Annotated in this window: 6 protein-coding genes; 1 reads left to right on the forward strand and 5 read right to left on the reverse strand. The window is 69.4% G+C overall.

Annotation, left to right across the window (positions count from 1 at the left end; genetic code table 11):
- Positions 1-29: 29 nt before the first annotated feature.
- Positions 30-1,037 (reverse strand): glucose-6-phosphate dehydrogenase (coenzyme-F420), encoded by a 1,008-nt coding sequence (fgd, locus tag PSR88_RS11120; RefSeq protein WP_011595003.1) that lies wholly within the window; start codon positions 1,035-1,037, stop codon positions 30-32.
- 55 nt (positions 1,038-1,092) lie between these two features.
- Positions 1,093-1,434: a YidH family protein gene (locus PSR88_RS11125; RefSeq protein WP_005264833.1), complete on the reverse strand. Its 342-nt coding sequence runs from the start codon at positions 1,432-1,434 to the stop codon at positions 1,093-1,095.
- 92 nt (positions 1,435-1,526) lie between these two features.
- Here PSR88_RS11125 and PSR88_RS11130 point away from each other — a divergent pair, with 92 nt between their 5' ends.
- Positions 1,527-2,486: an alpha/beta hydrolase gene (locus PSR88_RS11130; protein ID WP_009474870.1), complete on the forward strand. Its 960-nt coding sequence runs from the start codon at positions 1,527-1,529 to the stop codon at positions 2,484-2,486.
- On the opposite strand, the gene PSR88_RS11135 is transcribed toward PSR88_RS11130, so the two are convergent.
- From PSR88_RS11135 to PSR88_RS11145, 3 genes are read right to left on the reverse strand one after another with little or no spacing between them, the layout of a single operon-like run.
- Positions 2,442-13,979, reverse strand: coding sequence for an amino acid adenylation domain-containing protein (locus tag PSR88_RS11135; RefSeq protein ID WP_342338134.1), 11,538 nt, complete (start codon positions 13,977-13,979; stop codon positions 2,442-2,444). The two genes, PSR88_RS11130 and PSR88_RS11135, sit on opposite strands and share 45 nt — an antisense overlap.
- Positions 13,966-14,826, reverse strand: coding sequence for a 3-hydroxyacyl-CoA dehydrogenase family protein (locus tag PSR88_RS11140; RefSeq protein WP_016882699.1), 861 nt, complete (start codon positions 14,824-14,826; stop codon positions 13,966-13,968). Before PSR88_RS11140 ends, PSR88_RS11135 begins: the two co-directional genes overlap by 14 nt.
- Positions 14,823-19,253: a condensation domain-containing protein gene (locus tag PSR88_RS11145; RefSeq protein WP_016882698.1), complete on the reverse strand. Its 4,431-nt coding sequence runs from the start codon at positions 19,251-19,253 to the stop codon at positions 14,823-14,825. The genes PSR88_RS11140 and PSR88_RS11145 overlap by 4 nt, the downstream gene beginning before the upstream one ends.
- Positions 19,254-19,257 lie beyond the last annotated feature (4 nt).

Consider the following 19,257-nt stretch of genomic DNA (forward strand, 5'->3'; position numbering starts at 1 on the left):
CGTCAACCACGCACGGGCGGCGAAGCCGCCTACCCCCGCAGCCGCGGCGCGAGGTCCCGCTCGAAGAGTTCCAGGAACCGCTTCTGATCGTGCCCGGGAGCGTGGAACACCAGGTGGTTCAACCCGGCATCGAGATACGGGCGGATCTGCGCCACCGCCTCATCCGGATCCGACGCCACGATCCACCGCTTCGCCACCTGCTCGATCGGCAACGCATCCGCCGCCCTCTCCATCTCGATCGGATCGTCGATCGAATGCTTCTGCTCCGGTGTCAACGACAACGGCGCCCAGAACCGCGTGTTCTCCAGCGCCAACTCCGGATCCGTGTCGTACGAAATCTTGATCTCGATCATCTTGTCGATCTCCGCCACATCACGGTCGGCCTTCTCCGCCCCCTCCGCGACCGCAGGCATCAACTTCTCCGTGTACAACTCCATGCCCTTACCGGACGTGCAGATGAACCCGTCGCCGCTCCGACCGGCGTACCGGGCCACCACCGGACCACCGGCCGCGATGTACACCGGAATCCCACCCTCGGGCACGTCGTAGATCGACGCCCCCCTCGTGGTGAAGTACTCACCCTCGAAATCGACCCGATCACCGAGCCACAGCTCACGCATCAACCGGACCGCCTCCCGCAGCCGCGCGAACCGCTCCTTGAACTCCGGCCACTCCCCCGCAAAACCCGTCGCGATCTCGTTGAGCGCCTCACCGGTACCCACCCCGAGCATGATCCGCCCCGGATACAGACACCCCATCGTCGCGAACGCCTGCGCCACCACCGCCGGGTTGTACCGGAACGTCGGCGTCATCACCGACGTCCCCAACTGCAACCGTGACGTGCGCTCCCCGACCGCCGTCATCCACGCCAACGAGAACGGCGCATGACCGCCCTCGTGCCGCCACGGCTGGAAATGATCCGACACCGTCGCCGAATCCATACCGTGCGCCTCTGCCAGAACACCCAGCTCCACCAACTCCCGCGGACCGAACTGCTCCGCGGACGCCTTGTAACCGAGCTTGAGTTCGTGGGCCACCGTGTACTCCTTCGTCTTCACGTCCGGTTCGCGAGATGCAAACCTCTTCTGCAGGTTAGAGCGCGGCCACCAGGCTGGCGAGCGCCGCTCCCAGTGCCACCACCGTCAGTGTCACCGCGAACAGCCACAACTCGTGGGGCGGCGGCATCGGTGCGCCGTCACGCAGGGCCTTCTCGACCTGCGACCACCGCCGCATTCCGACGAGGGCGGCTGCCGCGGCGAGACCGATCAGGATCAGGCCGAGGGTCGTCCGCACCCACCCGGTGCTGAATTCGGGGACCAGGTGGATCATCGCGATGCCACCGGCCAGGAGCGCGAGCGAACTCCGCATCCAGGCGAGGAACGTCCGCTCGCTTGCGAGGGTGAAACGCTCGTCGGGCCGGTCGTTGTCGGTCACCGAATCATCTTTACACCGGTTCACGGGAACCGCACCAAGCAGGTGCCCCGCAGTCCTAGATTGGAAGGGCAGGCCACAGCCAGGGGGCGTCCATGCGACCGTTCGAAGCTCTGCGATCCGCGTTCTCTCTGCGTGTACTGGCGGTGATGCTGCTGGTCGTTTCCGGGTGGGCGGCGCTCGGCCCGCCGTCGGTTTCGGCGGAGCCCCGCATCACCAGGGTGGACGTGTATTCGGAGTCGATGGGCCGGTGGGTGGCCAACGACGTCATCTCTCCCGCATCTGACGGTCCGGCGCCGACCTTCTACCTACTCACCGGCATCGGCGGCGGGTCGGACGGGATCTCCTGGTTCAACAACACCGGTGTGCGGGACTTCTTCGCCGACAAGCATGTCACCGTGGTAATGCCGATCGGCGGCCAGTACAGCATGTACACCGATTGGGATGCCGACGATCCGGTCCTCGGCCGGAACAAGTGGCAGACGTACCTGACGAGCGAACTCCCCGCGGCCGTCGACAGCCGGTTCGCGACCACCGGGTCGAACGCCATCGGCGGGGTGTCGATGGCGGGCGGCGCGGTACTCGACCTCGCCGTCCAGGTTCCGGGGTTCTACCGGGCCGTCGGCTCGTACAGCGGGTGTGCCGCGACGAGCGGACTGCTGGGCCAGGCGATGGTGCGGTCGATGGTGGAATTGCGGGGCGGCGGCAATGCGGCCAACATGTGGGGCTCCGTCGTGGACCCGCGGTGGCGGGTGCACGACCCGATGCTGAACGCCGAACGTCTGCGGGGCACAGAGTTGTTCGTCTCGAGCGGCAACGGACTTCCCGGCAGCATCGACAACCACGACCCGGTGCTGGTGGTGCCTCAGACGATCGGCGGCAGCGTCGTCGAGATGGTGACCAACGTGTGTGCGGCCGCGTTCCAGTCGCGGCTGAATTCGCTGGGGATTCCCGCCACGTTCGCCTACGTCTCGCAGGGCACGCATTCGTGGGGGCTGTTCGAGACCGAGTTACGGGAGTCCTGGCCCGTCATCGGCGGTGCGATCGGGGCGTGACCCCAGGGAGCGCTCCAGGATCGGCCCGATGACCGCGAGCGCTTCCGGCGTGGTCATCCGCAGGTGGTCGCATTCCACCTTGTGCTCGACGATCACGCCGGTGATCGCGGGCTGCCACACGCTCGGCGACGGCCGTTCGCCTTCTTCCCCGTCGGCGGAATGCGCGGCGCTGAAGAACACCAGGTCGCCGTCGAACACCCGCGGCCGGTATCCGGTGGAGATCTCCTTCGAGTTCTCCAGGCCGGTGCTGATGCGACCGAGGAGGGTCGACGCGAACGCGGGGTCGCGGCCGAAGGATCGTCCGAGCATCTCGACCAACTGCTCGCGGTACGACGTGCCGGTGTCGCCGCCCTCGCCCTCGAACTCGACACCCAGCCCGTGCAGCCACTCCTCGGCGTTCACCTCGAGGTCACCGAAGTTGTCGCCCTCCGCGACGTAGCTGTCCATCATCGCGAGTGTGCCGACCTCGGCGCCGGACTCACGGAGTTCGACGGCGACGGCCTGGGCGATGACGCCGCCGAGGGACCAGCCCAGTAGGTGGTAGGGGCCGTGGGGCTGCACCGCGCGCATCTCGACGACGTACCGGTGGGCGAGCTGCGCCATCGACTCGAACGTCGTTCCGCCGCTGAGGATCGGCAGCTGCAGCCCGTACACCGGACGGTCGGGCGAGACGTACTTCATCAGTCCGGCGTATCCCAGCGCAAGCCCGCCTGCCGGGTGCACGCAGAACAGCGCGGGTTGCGCACCGGACGCCCGGAACGGAACGACGACGTTCAGCACGTCGTCCGCGGGCACGCTTCCGAGGGCTGACGGGTCGACGATGCGGCGAGCCAGGCCCTCCGGGGTGGGGTTGCGGAAGATCCACTGCAGGACGACGTCGGTGCCGAGCCGGTCGCGGAGCGCGGACGCCACCCGGGTCGCGACGAGCGAGTTCCCGCCCAATTCGAAGAAGTCGTCGTCGGCCCCGACGCGGTCGATGCCGAGGACGTCGGCGAAGACCTCCGCCACCGCCTCCTCGACCGGGGTGGCGGGTGCCCGGAACTCTCGGGGCGCGAGCACCGGTGCGGGTAGCGCTCGCCGGTCGAGCTTGCCGGTGCGGCCGACGGGCAGCCGGTCGAGCACCACCAGCTGGGCCGGCACCATGTACGGCGCGAGGTGGGATCCGGCGTACCGGAGTACCTCGGCGGTGTCGATACTTGCACCGGCTTCGGCCGTCACGTATCCCACCAGCCGGTCGCCGGTGCCGCTGTGCACGGTGACCGCCGCGCGGCCGACACCGTCGCAGCGGGCCAGCACCGATTCGATCTCGCCGAGTTCCACCCGCTGGCCACGGATCTTCACCTGGAAGTCGTTGCGTCCCACATACTCCAGCCTGCCGATCTCGCTCCACCGCACGAGGTCGCCGGTCCGGTACATGCGGGAGCCGGGTTCGCCGAACGGGTTCGCCACGAAGGATCCGGCCGTCAGCGCCGACCGCCGGTGGTAGCCGCGCGCGAGCCCCGGCCCCGCGACGTACAGTTCCCCGATCACGCCCACCGGAACGGGCTGCAACCAGGTGTTCACCACGATCACCTCGACGCCCCGCCCGGGACCTCCGACGTTCACCGGTTCGTCGGGGGACAGCACCTCGCTGACCGTGGTCTGCACCGTCGCCTCGGTGGGTCCGTATCCGTTGAAGACGAATCGTCCCTGGGTCCAGCGGTCGGCCAGTTCGGGTGGGAACCGCTCGCCCGCCACGGCGAGAATCCGCAGGGACGGGAGGTCCTCGGGACGGAGGGTGTCCAGGATCGTGGGGGTGAAGAATGCGTGCGAGACGTGTTCGCTCGCGAGGAGTTCGGCCAGTTCCCGTCCCCCGAGGACGGTCGGTGGCACGATGACCAGTGTCGCGCCGACGGCGAACGCCATCAGCAGTTCGAACAATGACGCGTCGAAGCTCGGCGACGCGAGATGCGACACCCGCGCACCGTGCATGGACGCGAACCGTTCCCGTTCCTCGACTGCGAGATTCGCGAGTCCGCCGTGCGTGAGCACGACCCCCTTCGGTGTTCCCGTCGACCCCGACGTGTAGAGCAGGAAAGCCGCGTGTTCGACCCTCAGCGGGCGGAGACGATCGGCGTCGATCACCGGGTCGCCGGAGTATCCGTTCGCCACCTCGGGATCGTCGAGCAGCAGCCACGGCACCACCCCGGGCAACCGGTCACGGTACGCCGTCACCGTCAGCCCGAGCACCGCACCCGAATCCTCGAGCATGCCGCCGGTGCGCGCGGGCGGCAGGGTGGGATCGACCGGCACGTACGCCGCCCCCGATTTCGCGACCGCCCACACCGACAGCACCCACTCGATCGATCGCGGCACGCCGATCGCGACGAACGCGTCCGGACCGGCACCTCGGCGGATCAGGGCCCTGGCCAGCCGGTTCGACCGCTCGTCGAGTTCCCGGTACGTCACGATGACGCCGTCGCACGACACTGCGGTGGCCCCCGGGGCGGGCGCGGCGCCGGCGGTGAGGACGTCCGGGAGGGTGCGTTCCGCGACCGCGGGGAAGCCGCGCACGGGCACGAGTTCGTCCCGTTCGAGGGCATCGAGGATCTCGAGGTCGCCGACCCGGATCGACGGGTCGGTGACGGCCGCATCGAGCATCCGGACGAACCGGTCGGCCAGGCCGGCGACGGTTTCGGCGTCGAAAAGGTCGGTGGCGTAGGTGAAACCGGCGGTGATGCCTGCCGGCGTTCCGTCGTCCGTGTACTCCTCGGACAACGTCAGTTGCAGGTCGAACCTGGCGATCGTGGCACCGAGGTCGATGCCCTCGACCTCGACGCCGGGCAGCGAAAGGTCGGGGCGTTCGACGTTCTGGAACTCGAGCAGCACCTGGAACAGCGGTGAATGTGCCGTCGAGCGGGGCGGATCGAGCGCTTCGACGACCTTCTCGAACGGCACCTCGGCGTGGGCGTACGCACCGAGATCGACGTCACGCACCTGCTCGAGCAGTTCGGAGAACCGGCTCGCGTCGGAGACGAGGGTCCGCAGCACCACGGTGTTGACGAACATTCCGACGACGTCGTCGAGTGCGGCCTCGCCGCGCCCGGCCACCGGGGTGCCGACGGCGATGTCCTCGGTGCCGGACATCCTCGCGAGGAAGGCGGCCAGCGCGGCGTGCGCGACCATGAACACGGTCGACTGGTGCGTGGACGCCGTCGCCAGCAGCCGGCGGTGCAGACCGGCGTCGATCTCGAATCCGACCCTGCTCCCGTCGGGCGTGCGTTGCATCGACCGCGGGCGGTCGGAGGGCAGGTCCAGGGCGGCGGGGAGACCGGCCAGCGTGGTGCGCCAGTAGTCCAGTTGCTGCGACACCATCGACTGCGGATCGTCTTCCGCCCCGAGGAGTTGGCGCTGCCAGAGCGTGAAGTCGGCGTACTGGACCGTCGGCGGATGCCACTCCGGGGCGTGCCCGGCCGCCCGCGCGGTGTACGCCACCATCATGTCGCGTGCGAGCGGGACCATCGACACGCCGTCCGCGACGATGTGGTGGACCACGACCAGCAGCACCCTGTCGGTGTCGGAGGTCTCGAACACGGCTGCCCGCAAGGGGATCTGCCCGGTGACGTCGAACCCTTCCGAGACGGCCGCCGACAGCCCTTCCTGCAACTCCGCGTCGCTCGACACGGTCGCGACGGGCAGGTCCGGCACCGAATCCGCAGCCGCGAGGATCACCTGCACCGGTTCGTCGCCGGCCATCGGAAACCGGGTGCGGAGCGATTCGTGACGCTCCACCACATCGGTCATCGCGGACCGCAGTGCGTCGAGGTCGAGTGCGCCGGTGAGCCGGAACGCCATGGCGATGTTGTAGGCGGGCGAAGAGGTGTCGAACTGGTTGAGGAACCACATGCGGGTCTGGGCCAGGGACAGGGGAATACGCTCGGGGCGCGGCGCCGCCCGCAACTCCGGCCGGTGCGTCAGCACTCCTGCTTTCGCCGCGCGCTCCGCGAACCCTGTCACGGTGGGCGCCTCGAACAGAGCGTGCACGCCGACGTCGACGCCGAGAGCGGCATCGACCCGTGCAACGACCCGGGTGGCCGACAGCGAATCTCCGCCCAACCGGAAGAAGTCGTCGTCGGCACCGACGCGGTCGACACCGAGGACGTCGCCGTACACCTCGGCGACGACGGCCTCGAACGGGGTTGCCGGAGCCCGGAATCGACGCACCGGAGCGTCCGGTGCGGGGAGTGCGGCACGATCCAACTTCCCACTCGCCGTCACCGGCAACTCCCCCAACACCACCACCACCGACGGCACCACACCCCCCGGCAACACCGACCCCGCAAACTCCACCACCACACCCGGATCCACCCGCACCCCCACCTCCGGCACCACATACCCCACCAACCGACCACCCTCACCCACCACCACCACCGCAGCCGCCACCCCCGGACACCGCCCCAACACCGACTCCACCTCCCCCAACTCCACCCGCTGCCCCCGCACCTTCACCTGAAAATCAGCCCGCCCCACAAACACCAACGACCCCAACCCATCCCACCGCACCAAATCCCCCGTCCGATACAACCGCGAACCCACACCCCCGAACGGATCCGCCACAAACGACGCCGCCGTCAACCCCGCCCGCCCCAAATACCCCCGCGCCAACCCCGCACCCCCCACATACAACTCCCCCACCACACCCACCGGCACCGGCCGCAACCACCCATCCAGCACCACCACCTCCACCCCCACCGCCGGACCACCCACCGTCACCACACCCCCCGCCACCAACGCATCACTCACCGTCGCCTGCACCGTCACCTCAGTCGGCCCATACGCATCGAACAACTCCCGCCCCGGCGCCCACCGCGCCACCAACTCCGACCCCAACACCTCCCCCGCCACCACCAACACCCGCACCGACCCCAACGCCCCCTCCTCCACCGTCGCCAACACCGACGGCGTCACAAAACAATGCGTCACCCCATTGACCCCCAACCACTCCCCCAACGCCGCACCCCCGAACACCCCCGGCGGCGCCACCACCAACCGCGCCCCCACCGAAAACGCCATCAACCACTCGTACACCGACGCATCAAAACTCGGCGACGCCACATGCGACACCCGACACCCCGACCACAAACCAAACCGAACCCGCACCTCCTCAACCAAATTCGCCAACCCCCCATGCGTCACCACCACCCCCTTCGGACGCCCCGTCGACCCCGACGTATACATCACATACGCCGCACACCCACCCACCAACCGCCTCGTCCGCTCCCCATCCGACACCACACCCCCCGACACCCCCTCCACCACCGACACATCATCAACCCGCAACCACTCCACCACCGACGGCAACACCACCCCCGACACCGACAACCCCACCACCGCACCCGAATCCACCAACAACTCCCGCACCCGCACCTCCGGCAACACCGGATCCACCGGCACGAACGCCGCCCCCGACTTCACCACCGCCCACACCGCCACCACCAACTCCACCGACCGCGGCACCGCCACCCCCACCACCAACTCCGGACCCACACCCCGCCCGATCAACACCCGCGCCCACCGATTCGACCACTCATCCAACTCCCCATACGACAACTCCACACCCCCACACGACACCGCCACCCCACCCCCACCCAACCCCACACCCCCCGCCAAAATCTCCGGCAACAACCGCACCCCCACACCCACCCCACCCCGCACCGGCACCAACACCCCCCGCTCACCCGAACCCAACACATCCACACGAGCCACCGTGACATCCGGATCGGAGGCCATCGCCTCGAGCACCCGGGTGACCCGGCCTGCCATCGCGTCGACGGTGGCCCTGTCGACCAGGTCGGGTCGGTAGTGAAACGTCATGCGCAGCTGCGTGTCCACCGAGAAGGCGACGCTCAGCGGATAATGTGTGGCGTCGACGCCGCGCACGTCGACCACCCGGATGCCGGCGAGGTCGGTGTTCTCGGTCAGGCCTCCCCGGTCGATCGGGTACGACTCGAAGACGGTTGCCGTGTCGAACCCGATGTCGGGGCCGGCTGCTCGCTGGATGTCGGCGAGACCGAGGTGGTGGTGGTCGAGGAGGGCTGCCTGTTCCGCTTGTGTCCGGTCGAGCAGTCGGCCCAGCGTTTCCCGGGGGTTCAGCGTGATGCGTGTGGGCACGGTGTTGACGAACAATCCGATCATCGATTCGACGCCGGTCAGGTGCGGCGACCGCCCGGACACGGTGCTTCCGAACGTCACGTCGTGGCGGGACGTCGCAGCGCCGAGCACGATGCCCCACGCCACCTGTGTCACCGTGTTCAGTGTCGTGTTGCGGGTACGCGCCAGGGTGGTGAGGTCGGCGGTCAGATCCTCGGGCAGGGTGAACAGGGCGCTCTCGGGAGGGGCCGACAGCGGCCGTCCCCGTGCGTCCGCCAGCAGCAGTGTCGGACCGTCGACGCCGGCGAGCGCGGTCGCCCACGCCGCTCGTGCTTCCGCGGGGTCCCGGCGATGCAGCCACGACAGGAAGTCTCGGTAGGGCCGGGGTCGCGGCAACGCCGACCCATCGTCTCCGGCCATGTAGAGCGCGAGCAGTTCGCGGATCGCCAACGGCATCGACCATCCGTCGAGGAGGGTGTGGTGATTGGTCCACACGAGCCGCGATTCGTGGCTGCCGGTCGTCACGAGCAGGAACCGCACCAGTGGGGCCCGGGTGGTGTCGAACGGCGCGGCCCGGTCGGCGGTGAGGGCCCGGTCCAGTTCGGCGGTGCGCGCGGCCTCGGGCAGGTCCGTGAGGTCGATCTCGCGGAACGGCAGGTCGACGGCAGCGGGAACCACCTGGACGAAGGTTCCGTCTCGGGCGGGGACGAACGCCACCCGCAGATTCGCGTGCCGATCCAGCAATGCCTGTGCGGCGCGGCGCATCCGGTCCGGGTCGACGTCCCCCTTCAGGTGCAGTTCCACCTGCACCGTGTACGCGTCGATCGACGGTTTCGCGAGCAGGGCGTGGAACAGCAACCCGGCCTGCAGGGGTGCGGGCGGCCACACGTCGGTGAGCGCGCCGAAGCGCTCCTCCCAGGTGTCGAGGTCGCTCTGGGTCACGTCGACGAGGGGAACGTCCGACGGTGTGAGTCCGCCTGCGTCCCCGCCGCGAGCGTGGGACACCAATGCGGACAACGCTTCCCGCCACCGTTCTGCCAGCGTGTCCACCTCGGCATGTGCGAGCAGGGTGTCCGGGAAACCGAACCCGACCCGGAGTCGTCCGCCGATCACGATCGCGTTGACCTCGATGGCGGCAGACGCCGGCATGTCGGGGTCCGGGACGTACCGCAGGTCGCCGAACCCGTCGGCGGGGCTCCAGCCGACCGCGGTGTCGTGATCCGCCGAATCCGGAACCTGTCCGAGGTAGTTGAAGCTGATCTGCCCGGGTTCGGTTCTCGGCAGGCTGCCGGCCGTGTCCGGATTCAGGTAGCGGAGCAGTCCGTAGCCGATCCCCATGTCGGGCACTGCCCGGAGGTGTTCCTTCACGCGTTTCACGGCGCTGCCCATGTCGTGGCCGCCGGTCAGCGCGTCGTCGAGGTCGATACCCTGGAGATCGACGCGGACCGGAAAGACCGTGGTGAACCAGCCGACGGTGCGGGACAGGTCGGCGCCCGGCACCACCTGCTGCTCCCGGCCGTGCCCTTCCAGCCGGATCAGCATCGACGTTCCCGGGATCCCCCGCCCGGCTCGCCACCTCGACGACGCCACCACCAGCGCCGTCAGCAGGACGTCGAGGACACCCCCGTGATACAGCCCCGGCAGGCGTGTGAGCAGAACAGACGTATCGTCGGGGGCGGTCTCGACACTCACGTCCCGCAGCGCAGTCGCGAGGTCCCGGCCCGGGTCGAGGGGGCGTTCGGTGATCGGCGGGTCGGGTCCGTCGACGACGTTCTGCCACCACACCAGTTCGGCGGCTCTCTCGCTTCGGACAGCTTCGTCGGCCAGCGCGTGCGCCCATCGGCGCATCGACGTCGCCGGTTCCGGGAGGGACGGCACGCTCCCTGTGCTGACCTGGTACCAGGCGGCGGCGAAGTCGGGCAGCAGAATCCGCCACGACACCCCGTCGACCGCGAGGTGGTGCGCGACCACGATCACTCGTCCCGTCCGGGCCGGGGGCGCGGCGGAGGGCTCCGGGTCGAGCCACACGAACTGGACGACCACCCCGTCGGACGGGCGCAATCTCTCCACGGCCGCCTGGTGTTCGGTCGCGATCAGGTCTGCCAGCGTGCCGGGATCGGTCGCCGGGTCGAAGGCGATGCGTCGGACCAGTGTGTCGGTGTCGATCTCGGTTGCGGCACGAGTCTCCATCTGCCACTGCCCGTTCGCGTCCTGGTAGAGCCGCGACCGCAGCATGTCGTGTCGTGCGAGCACCGCCGTGATCGTCGCGAGGAGCCGGTCGGGGTCGATGCCGTCCGGGAGGTCGAGCAGCACGCTCTGGCTGAACCGCTCGAAGTGCCCGCCGCGCTCGATCAGGTACCGGACCACCGGCGTCGGCGGGAACGTGCCGATTCCGCCGCCCGCGAGTTCGGCGAGGGCGATTGTGGTCTCACCGTCCGCGATCTCCGATTCCGCCGCGAGCGCGGCCACGGTCCGGTGCTCGAACACCTGCTGCGGCGTGAACACCAATCCTCGTGCCTTGGCACGGGATACGAGCCGGATCGACAGGATGCTGTCGCCGCCCAGCGCGAAGAACGACTCGTCCAACCCGACCTGGTCGAGCCCCAGTACCTCGGCGAACACCGACGCCAGCGTGTGCTCCGCTGCTGTCTGTGGCGCGCGGTGTGGTCCGCGGGCAACGACGGGTGCGGGGAGTGCGGCACGATCCAACTTCCCACTCGCCGTCACCGGCAACTCCCCCAACACCACCACCACCGACGGCACCACACCCCCCGGCAACACCGACCCCGCAAACTCCACCACCACACCCGGATCCACCCGCACCCCCACCTCCGGCACCACATACCCCACCAACCGACCACCCTCACCCACCACCACCACCGCAGCCGCCACCCCCGGACACCGCCCCAACACCGACTCCACCTCCCCCAACTCCACCCGCTGCCCCCGCACCTTCACCTGAAAATCAGCCCGCCCCACAAACACCAACGACCCCAACCCATCCCACCGCACCAAATCCCCCGTCCGATACAACCGCGAACCCACACCCCCGAACGGATCCGCCACAAACGACGCCGCCGTCAACCCCGCCCGCCCCAAATACCCCCGCGCCAACCCCGCACCCCCCACATACAACTCCCCCACCACACCCACCGGCACCGGCCGCAACCACCCATCCAGCACCACCACCTCCACCCCCACCGCCGGACCACCCACCGTCACCACACCCCCCGCCACCAACGCATCACTCACCGTCGCCTGCACCGTCACCTCAGTCGGCCCATACGCATCGAACAACTCCCGCCCCGGCGCCCACCGCGCCACCAACTCCGACCCCAACACCTCCCCCGCCACCACCAACACCCGCACCGACCCCAACGCCCCCTCCTCCACCGTCGCCAACACCGACGGCGTCACAAAACAATGCGTCACCCCATTGACCCCCAACCACTCCCCCAACGCCGCACCCCCGAACACCCCCGGCGGCGCCACCACCAACCGCGCCCCCACCGAAAACGCCATCAACCACTCGTACACCGACGCATCAAAACTCGGCGACGCCACATGCGACACCCGACACCCCGACCACAAACCAAACCGAACCCGCACCTCCTCAACCAAATTCGCCAACCCCCCATGCGTCACCACCACCCCCTTCGGACGCCCCGTCGACCCCGACGTATACATCACATACGCCGCACACCCACCCACCAACCGCCTCGTCCGCTCCCCATCCGACACCACACCCCCCGACACCCCCTCCACCACCGACACATCATCAACCCGCAACCACTCCACCACCGACGGCAACACCACCCCCGACACCGACAACCCCACCACCGCACCCGAATCCACCAACAACTCCCGCACCCGCACCTCCGGCAACACCGGATCCACCGGCACGAACGCCGCCCCCGACTTCACCACCGCCCACACCGCCACCACCAACTCCACCGACCGCGGCACCGCCACCCCCACCACCAACTCCGGACCCACACCCCGCCCGATCAACACCCGCGCCCACCGATTCGACCACTCATCCAACTCCCCATACGACAACTCCACACCCCCACACGACACCGCCACCCCCCCCCCACCCAACCCCACACCCCCCGCCAAAATCTCCGGCAACAACCGCACCCCCACACCCACCCCACCCCGCACCGGCACCAACACCCCCCGCTCACCCGAACCCAACACATCCAGCCCGGCGAGCGGTGTATCCGGTGCCCCGACCGCGGCGGCGAGGATGTGGGAAAGGCGCTGCGCGTCGCCGGGTCCGTGCACGTCGACGGTCCAGGACCCGTCGCGGTCGTCGACGTCCACGACCATCCCGTCGCCGCCGGAGTCCCATCGCTTCACGACGGCGACGGCACCCGCGCCGATGCACTCGACGCCGAGCGATTCGCGCATGCCGCCCGCCACCGGGCAGGAGTCCGCCGCGCCATCTTCGGAAGCGAGGTACCGGTGTCGTCGGGATCGCCGGAGTTGCAGACCCACGTGCCGTGTCAGCGTGTCGAACGTGAGTTGCGGTGCGAGGGAAAGTCTCACGGGTGTGGTGGACCCGTGCGACCGGTGCCCGACCAGCACGTCGTCGACGGCGGTGCGGCTGTGCAAGTACACCGCCAGCGCGGCGAGCAGGACAGCGTCGGGACCACCGCCGCTGCGGCGTGCGAGCCGCACGAGCGCGCCGTCGGCGGGAACGGTGAACGGGCCGAGGTTCTCCCCTCCGGCGATCGGTCCGGGCGGGGTCTCGTGTCGCGACGCTCCGGCGAGCAGGTGCTCCCAGTAGCGGCGGTCGTCCGCCCACGCGGCGCTCTCGCGGTATCGCGCATCGGCGGTCAGCGGAACGGAGGGCGACACGAACGGCCGGGACTCGGGCGGCGAGGTGGGAGCGGCGGCCCCCGTCTCGTAGGCCTCGGCGGTGCGGCGGACGATCGCCGTCATGCCCAATTCGTCGTTCACCAGCCGGTGGTAACGCTGGAACCACCCGTATCTGCCGTGGGGCAGCCGGAACAGGACGTGCACGTACAGCGGCCCGGTGCCGGGGTCCATGGGGCGGTTCAGCTCGTGGTCGATCCACGTCGTCACGAGTCGGCCGGGATCGTCGGACGCGGCGGCGTCGAGGACGTCCGCGCCGGTCACCGCGGCGCCGGTGACCTGGCCGGGTTCCGGGCCGTCGAGCACGAAAGTACTGTGCAGTCCGGTGCATTCGGCCAACGTCTTCTGCAGTGCCCGGCAGAATCGGTCTTCGTCGAGCGGCCCGTCGAGTTCGAGATACTGACCGAAGGAGGCGTCGCGCGACCCGGCACGGAGCACCGCGAGCTGGTCGTAGGTGAGGGGCAGCACCTCACCGGTACTCATGGAATCCCCGCCCGGTCTTACGCCCGAGATGACCGGCCTCGACCAGGGCGACGAGCGACTCGGGCGGGCGGTAGTGGTCGTCACCGGTCAATTCGCGCAGCGAGGTCATCGTGTCGTGGACGTTGTCCAGGCCGATCAGGTCCGCGGTCCGCAGTGGTCCCATCGGGTGGCCGAGGCAGCCTTCGAACAACGCATCGGTGGTCTCCGCGTCGGCGATTCCGTCGCCGAGCGCGGCTGCCGCCTCGGCGATGCACAGCATGAGGACACGGTTGAGCAGGAATCCGGGTCCGTCGCCGACGACGATCCCGGTCTTGTTCAAGGAGGCGAGGAGCGCCAGCGCGCGGTCCAGCGACTGCGGCGACGTCCGCGGCCCCCGCACCACCTCCACGGTGTCCTTGAGCGGGGCGGGGTTCATGAAGTGCAGTCCGACAACCCGTTCCGGCCTCGTGGTGGTGTCCGCGAGACGGTCGACGGGGATGCCGGAGGTGCACGACGCGAGTAGCGCGTCGGGTACGCACACACGGTCCAGTTCGGCGAAGACCTGCTCCTTGAGGTCGATTCGCTCGGGGACGCATTCGATGACGACGGCGGCGTCCCGCAGATCGGTCATCTCCCCGGTCCAGTGCACCCGCGCGGTGACCTCGGCGGGTTTCGGGCCACCGGCCCTGCCGAGCAGTATCGCCAGCCGCAGCGAGTCGCGCATCCGCGACCGGGCCTGGTCGACAGCCTGCGGGTCGGGGTCGACGACGATCACGTCGTGGCCGGCCTGCGCGAGACATTCGGCCACCCCGGCACCCATGGTTCCCGCCCCGACCACACCGACGCTCATCACGCTGCCACTCGTCATCGCACTGCCTCCGTGGTGAAGCCGGTGTCGTCCTGGTGCACGTACTCCATTGCCACCTCCTGGGTGGGCAGGTCGGGGTGAGCCTCGAGTCCGGGCAGCAGCCGCCGGAGGTCGGTGAGCATCGCGGTGGCCGTGCTCCGATCGAAGAGGTCGGTGGCGTAGTCGAGTTCGAGGGTGAATGCCGTGGTGCCGCGGGTCCACGACAGCCCGAGTTCGACGGGTGACAGGTCGGCCGGCTCGGCATTGTCGTCGCGCTCTCCGTCGTAGCGCACCGGGAAGTGCTGCGTCGCCGTGCCGGCCGCGCGATTGTCCGAGGACAGCTCCCGGCGTACGGTCTCCACCAGTTCCGGGTAGGTGGGGTCGCCGGACAGGTCCACGGCCACGAGCCGCGGCGAGGCTTCCGGCCCTGTGGCCGTGCCCACCGCCACCTCGTCCTGCGCCGTGTACCAGGCGAGGAGGGTGAGCCAGGCGGCGAGCAGTTCCGGATGCCCCGGCTCTCCGTCGAGCGCCGCAGTCACCCGTGCGGTCGAATAGCGCGGCGGTTCCGCACCGGTCGAGGGCTGCCGCGGCCGATCCGCCGGGACCAGGGGCGGCGACACGAGTCGCGACGCCGGCGCCGGAGCCGCGTCGGTCAGGAACACGGAAATGGGGTGTGTACGCGGAGAATCCGCGACACCGTCGAGGATGCGAACGTACTCGGCGCACAACGCGGCGGCAGTTTGCTCGGTGAACAGTTCCGTGCTGAACTCGAGCCCGGCCGCCATGCCGTCCTCGCCGGCCCGCTCCGTGGTGACGAGGGTGAGATCGAACTTGGCCGTGCCGGATGGCACCCCGCCGAACGCGATGGCCGCGGGATCCTCCTGGTCGAACAGCGTCTCGATGAGTCCTTGCTGCGACTGCAGCGCCGGCAGTTCCTGGTGGACGTGGCAGACGTCGAACAGGGGTGTCCGGCTCAGGTCCCGGTCGCCGGTGAGTGCGGTGACGACGCGGTCGAACGGGATCTCCTGGTGTTCGAGGGCGCCGAGCACCACATCACGCACGCGTGCGCACAATTCCGCGACGGTCGGGTCCCCGGACAGGTCGGCGCGCAGCGCCACCGTGCTGTTGAAGTACCCGATCATGCCGGACAGTTCCGGTCGGTTACGTCCGGTCGTCGGTGTGCCGACCACGAGGTCGCGCTGGCGGCTGCGGCTCGCCATGAGGAGGTAGAACGCGGAGAGCAGCACCACGAACAGCGAGACGGACTCCCTGCGTGCCACGGCCCGCAGGCTCCGTGTCAGGTCCTCGGAGACGGTGAACGTGTGGAACGCGCCGGTGAAGTTCTTTCGCTCCGGGCGTGGGAAGTCGGTGGGCAGCCGGAGCAGCGGAACGTCCTCCAGGACGGTTCTCCAGTATTCGAGTTCGGGGTCGAGCGCGGCGCTCGCGATCAGTTCCCGCTGCCACAGGGCGTAGTCCCAGTACTCGATGGGGAGCGGGGCGAGGTCGGCGCGGCGACCGGCTCGGCGTGCCGCGTACAGGGCGGGCAGTTCCTGCTCGAAGATCCTCGGCGAACCCCCGTCGTTGACGGAATGGTGGGTGGTGACCTGCAGGACGTGCTCGTCGGGGCCGATCCGGATGAGCAGTGCCCGCACGAGCGGGTCGGTGGCCAGGTCGAACGGTGCCACCGCGGCCTCGTGTACGAGTGCCCGGGCCGCGGCCACCGGATCCGGTTCGCCCGACACGTCGGCGGTGCGGAAGAAGTCGCCGAGGGATTCGCGGATCCGCAGTTCCGGCTCCCCGTCCACCTCGACGTAGTTGGACAGCAGCACCCGATGCCGTGCGGCGAGATCGTCCCACATACCCCGGACGGCGGATTCATCGATCGGCCCGTGTAATTCGCTGACCATCGGCAGGTTGTAGATGGTCGTGACGGCGTCGAGTTGGTGATGGAACCACATACGTACCTGACCGAAAGACATCACGTGCCGCCCCCGCGGCATGATCGGGGGCAGCCCACCGGACGCGGACGTGCCGTCCGCGAGGAGTGCGGCGAAGTCTGCGACCTTCGGCCGCTCGTACAGGTCGATAAGTTTGGGCCGGACCCCGTATCGGTCCGACACCCGGTCGACGAGTTGCATGCCGATGAGCGAGTTTCCACCGAGGTCGAAATAGTCGTCGTCGGCGCCCACGTCCCTTTCGCTGTGAAGCAACTCGCGCAGTGTCGTCTGCAACCAGTCGAGGCTGTCTTCCGGCGCGGCCGTCGCCGATTGCGCGCTCGGTTCCGCCGACGGATTGTCCGGGGCGTCGGCCCAGTCGGGTTGGCCCGGGAGGTCGAACCAGCACCGCGAACCGCGCAGCGGGTGTCCGGGTAGGCGCACTCGCCAGGCAGAGTCGTCACCGCGGTCGACGGCTGCCCAGTCGAGGTCGATTCCGCGCTCGTAGAGCCCGGCGAGGAGGTGTGTGACCGCGTCGGATGTGTCCGTCGCGCGAAGTATTTCGGCATCTGGCGTGTCGCGGAGGGCGTCGGCGAGCAGTGCCCCGAGGCGTCCCTCCGGGCTCGGCTCCACGAAGACGACGGGTCCGTCCGCGAGCATGCCCTTCGCGACGGCGACGAGCCGGTCCGTGTCGATCGAGGGGTCCGCGGCCGCGGCGGTGATGTCGGCGGTCTCCACCGCCGACAGTGCGTCCCGCACATACCGGGCCGCGTACCGGGACACGCCACCGCTGAGGACGGCGTCGACGGTGACGCCGGCGGCGCGGAGTTCCCGGTGGACGGCGATCTGGCCTGCGAGGAGGTCCGCCTCGTCGCCGGTGGCGGGAAGCTCCGACGGCAGGCTGCGGCCACGCAATGCGGGCGGCATCCGGTCGGGTGACAGCAGCAACGCCACGGCGGGGCGTTGCCGGGTGGGCGGTGCGGAGTCCTCGCCGCGGGCGACGAGTTCGGCGGCGCGCGCAGCGAGCGACTGCGAGAGTTCGGCAATGCTGCGTGCGTGCACCGCCACCCGGTGGTCGTGGTGCGGGCGGCCGCGGTTGAGGGTGAACGCCACATCGTCGAGGTCCTGCCCGCGCACGGCCGTCGCCAGTTCGGCACACAGTGCGGCCAGGGCGCCCACGCTCTTCGCCGACACCCCGACCAGCCGAGTCGTCGTGCCGGCGCGGGATCCGGCGGCACGCTCCGGCGGCTGTTCCACCACGCAGTGTGCGTTGATGCCGCCGAGGCTGAACGAACTCACCCCGGCCCGCCGGGGTCCGGTCTCGTCGCTCCACATCCGGGCCTCGGTGACCACCTCGATTCCGTTGCCCGCGAGGTCGACTCCGCCGGTGGGTCGTTCGAAGTGCAGCGACGGGTACAACTCGCCGTGCTCGACACTCAGGATCGCCTTCACGAGACCGGACACCCCGGCGGCGTGGTCGAGGTGACCGATGTTGGTCTTCACCGAACCGATCGGCAGGACGCCGGGACGGTCCCGGAACGCGGACGTGATCCCTTCGAGTTCGACCGCGTCGCCCAGTGGAGTTCCCGATCCGTGGGCCTCGAGGTACCCGGCATCGTCCGGGGTGAGACCCGCCTTCTGCCAGGCCCGGGAGATGACGGCCACCTGCGCCCGCGCGCTCGGGGAGCTGATGGTTGCGGACGAATGCCCGCTGGATACCGTTGCGGTGCCGCGGATCACGGCGTGGATCGGGACGCGATCCGCGCGGGCGCGGGCCATGGTGGTGAGGAGAAGAGCCGCCCCACCCTCCCCGACCGCGGTGCCGTCCGCGTTCGCGTCGAACGCGCGGCAGCGCCCGCCGGGAGACATCAGTTCCGCGGATCCCTCCGCCATGTCCGCGCGGAGGCCGTTCACTCGCAGACTGACTCCGCCCGCGAGGGCGAAATCGGCGTCACCCGACCGCAGCTCCCGGCAGGCGTGCTGCACCGCGATGAGCGACCCGTTGCACCCCGAATCGACGGCGTAGCAAGGTCCGGTGAGGCCGAGCTGGTACGCGATCCGGGCCGGCACCGCGAACGGAACGTTGCCCAGGGTGCTCAGCACACCCGGTTCCGCCCACATCGCCGGATACGTCGAGGTGGCGGCGCTGAACACCACCGCCGTCGCGCTGTCGCGGAACTCGGCCACCGAATAACCGGCGTCCTCGACCGCCTGATACGCGAGGACCAGTGCGAGACGCTGCTGCGGGTCGATCAGCGACGCTTCCCGTTTCGACAGGGTGAAGAACGCGTAGTCGAACGTGGAGATGTCCTCGACGAAACCCATCGCGTGGTAGTGGGAGGGAGGCCCCAGCCCGGTCGCCTTCGCCCGTGACCGGGACAGCGGACGCACCGAGTCCCGGCCCGCCGCGAGATTGGCTCGGAACTCCGCCAGGTTCGCTGCCTCGGGGTAGCGCGCGGCGATGCCGACCACGGCGATGTCGTCGTCACCCGGTGTGGGATGTCGCACGCTCACGGTT

It is taken from the genome of Rhodococcus sp. DK176 (genome assembly GCF_038447315.2).
Taxonomy (GTDB): domain Bacteria; phylum Actinomycetota; class Actinomycetes; order Mycobacteriales; family Mycobacteriaceae; genus Rhodococcus_F; species Rhodococcus_F jostii_A.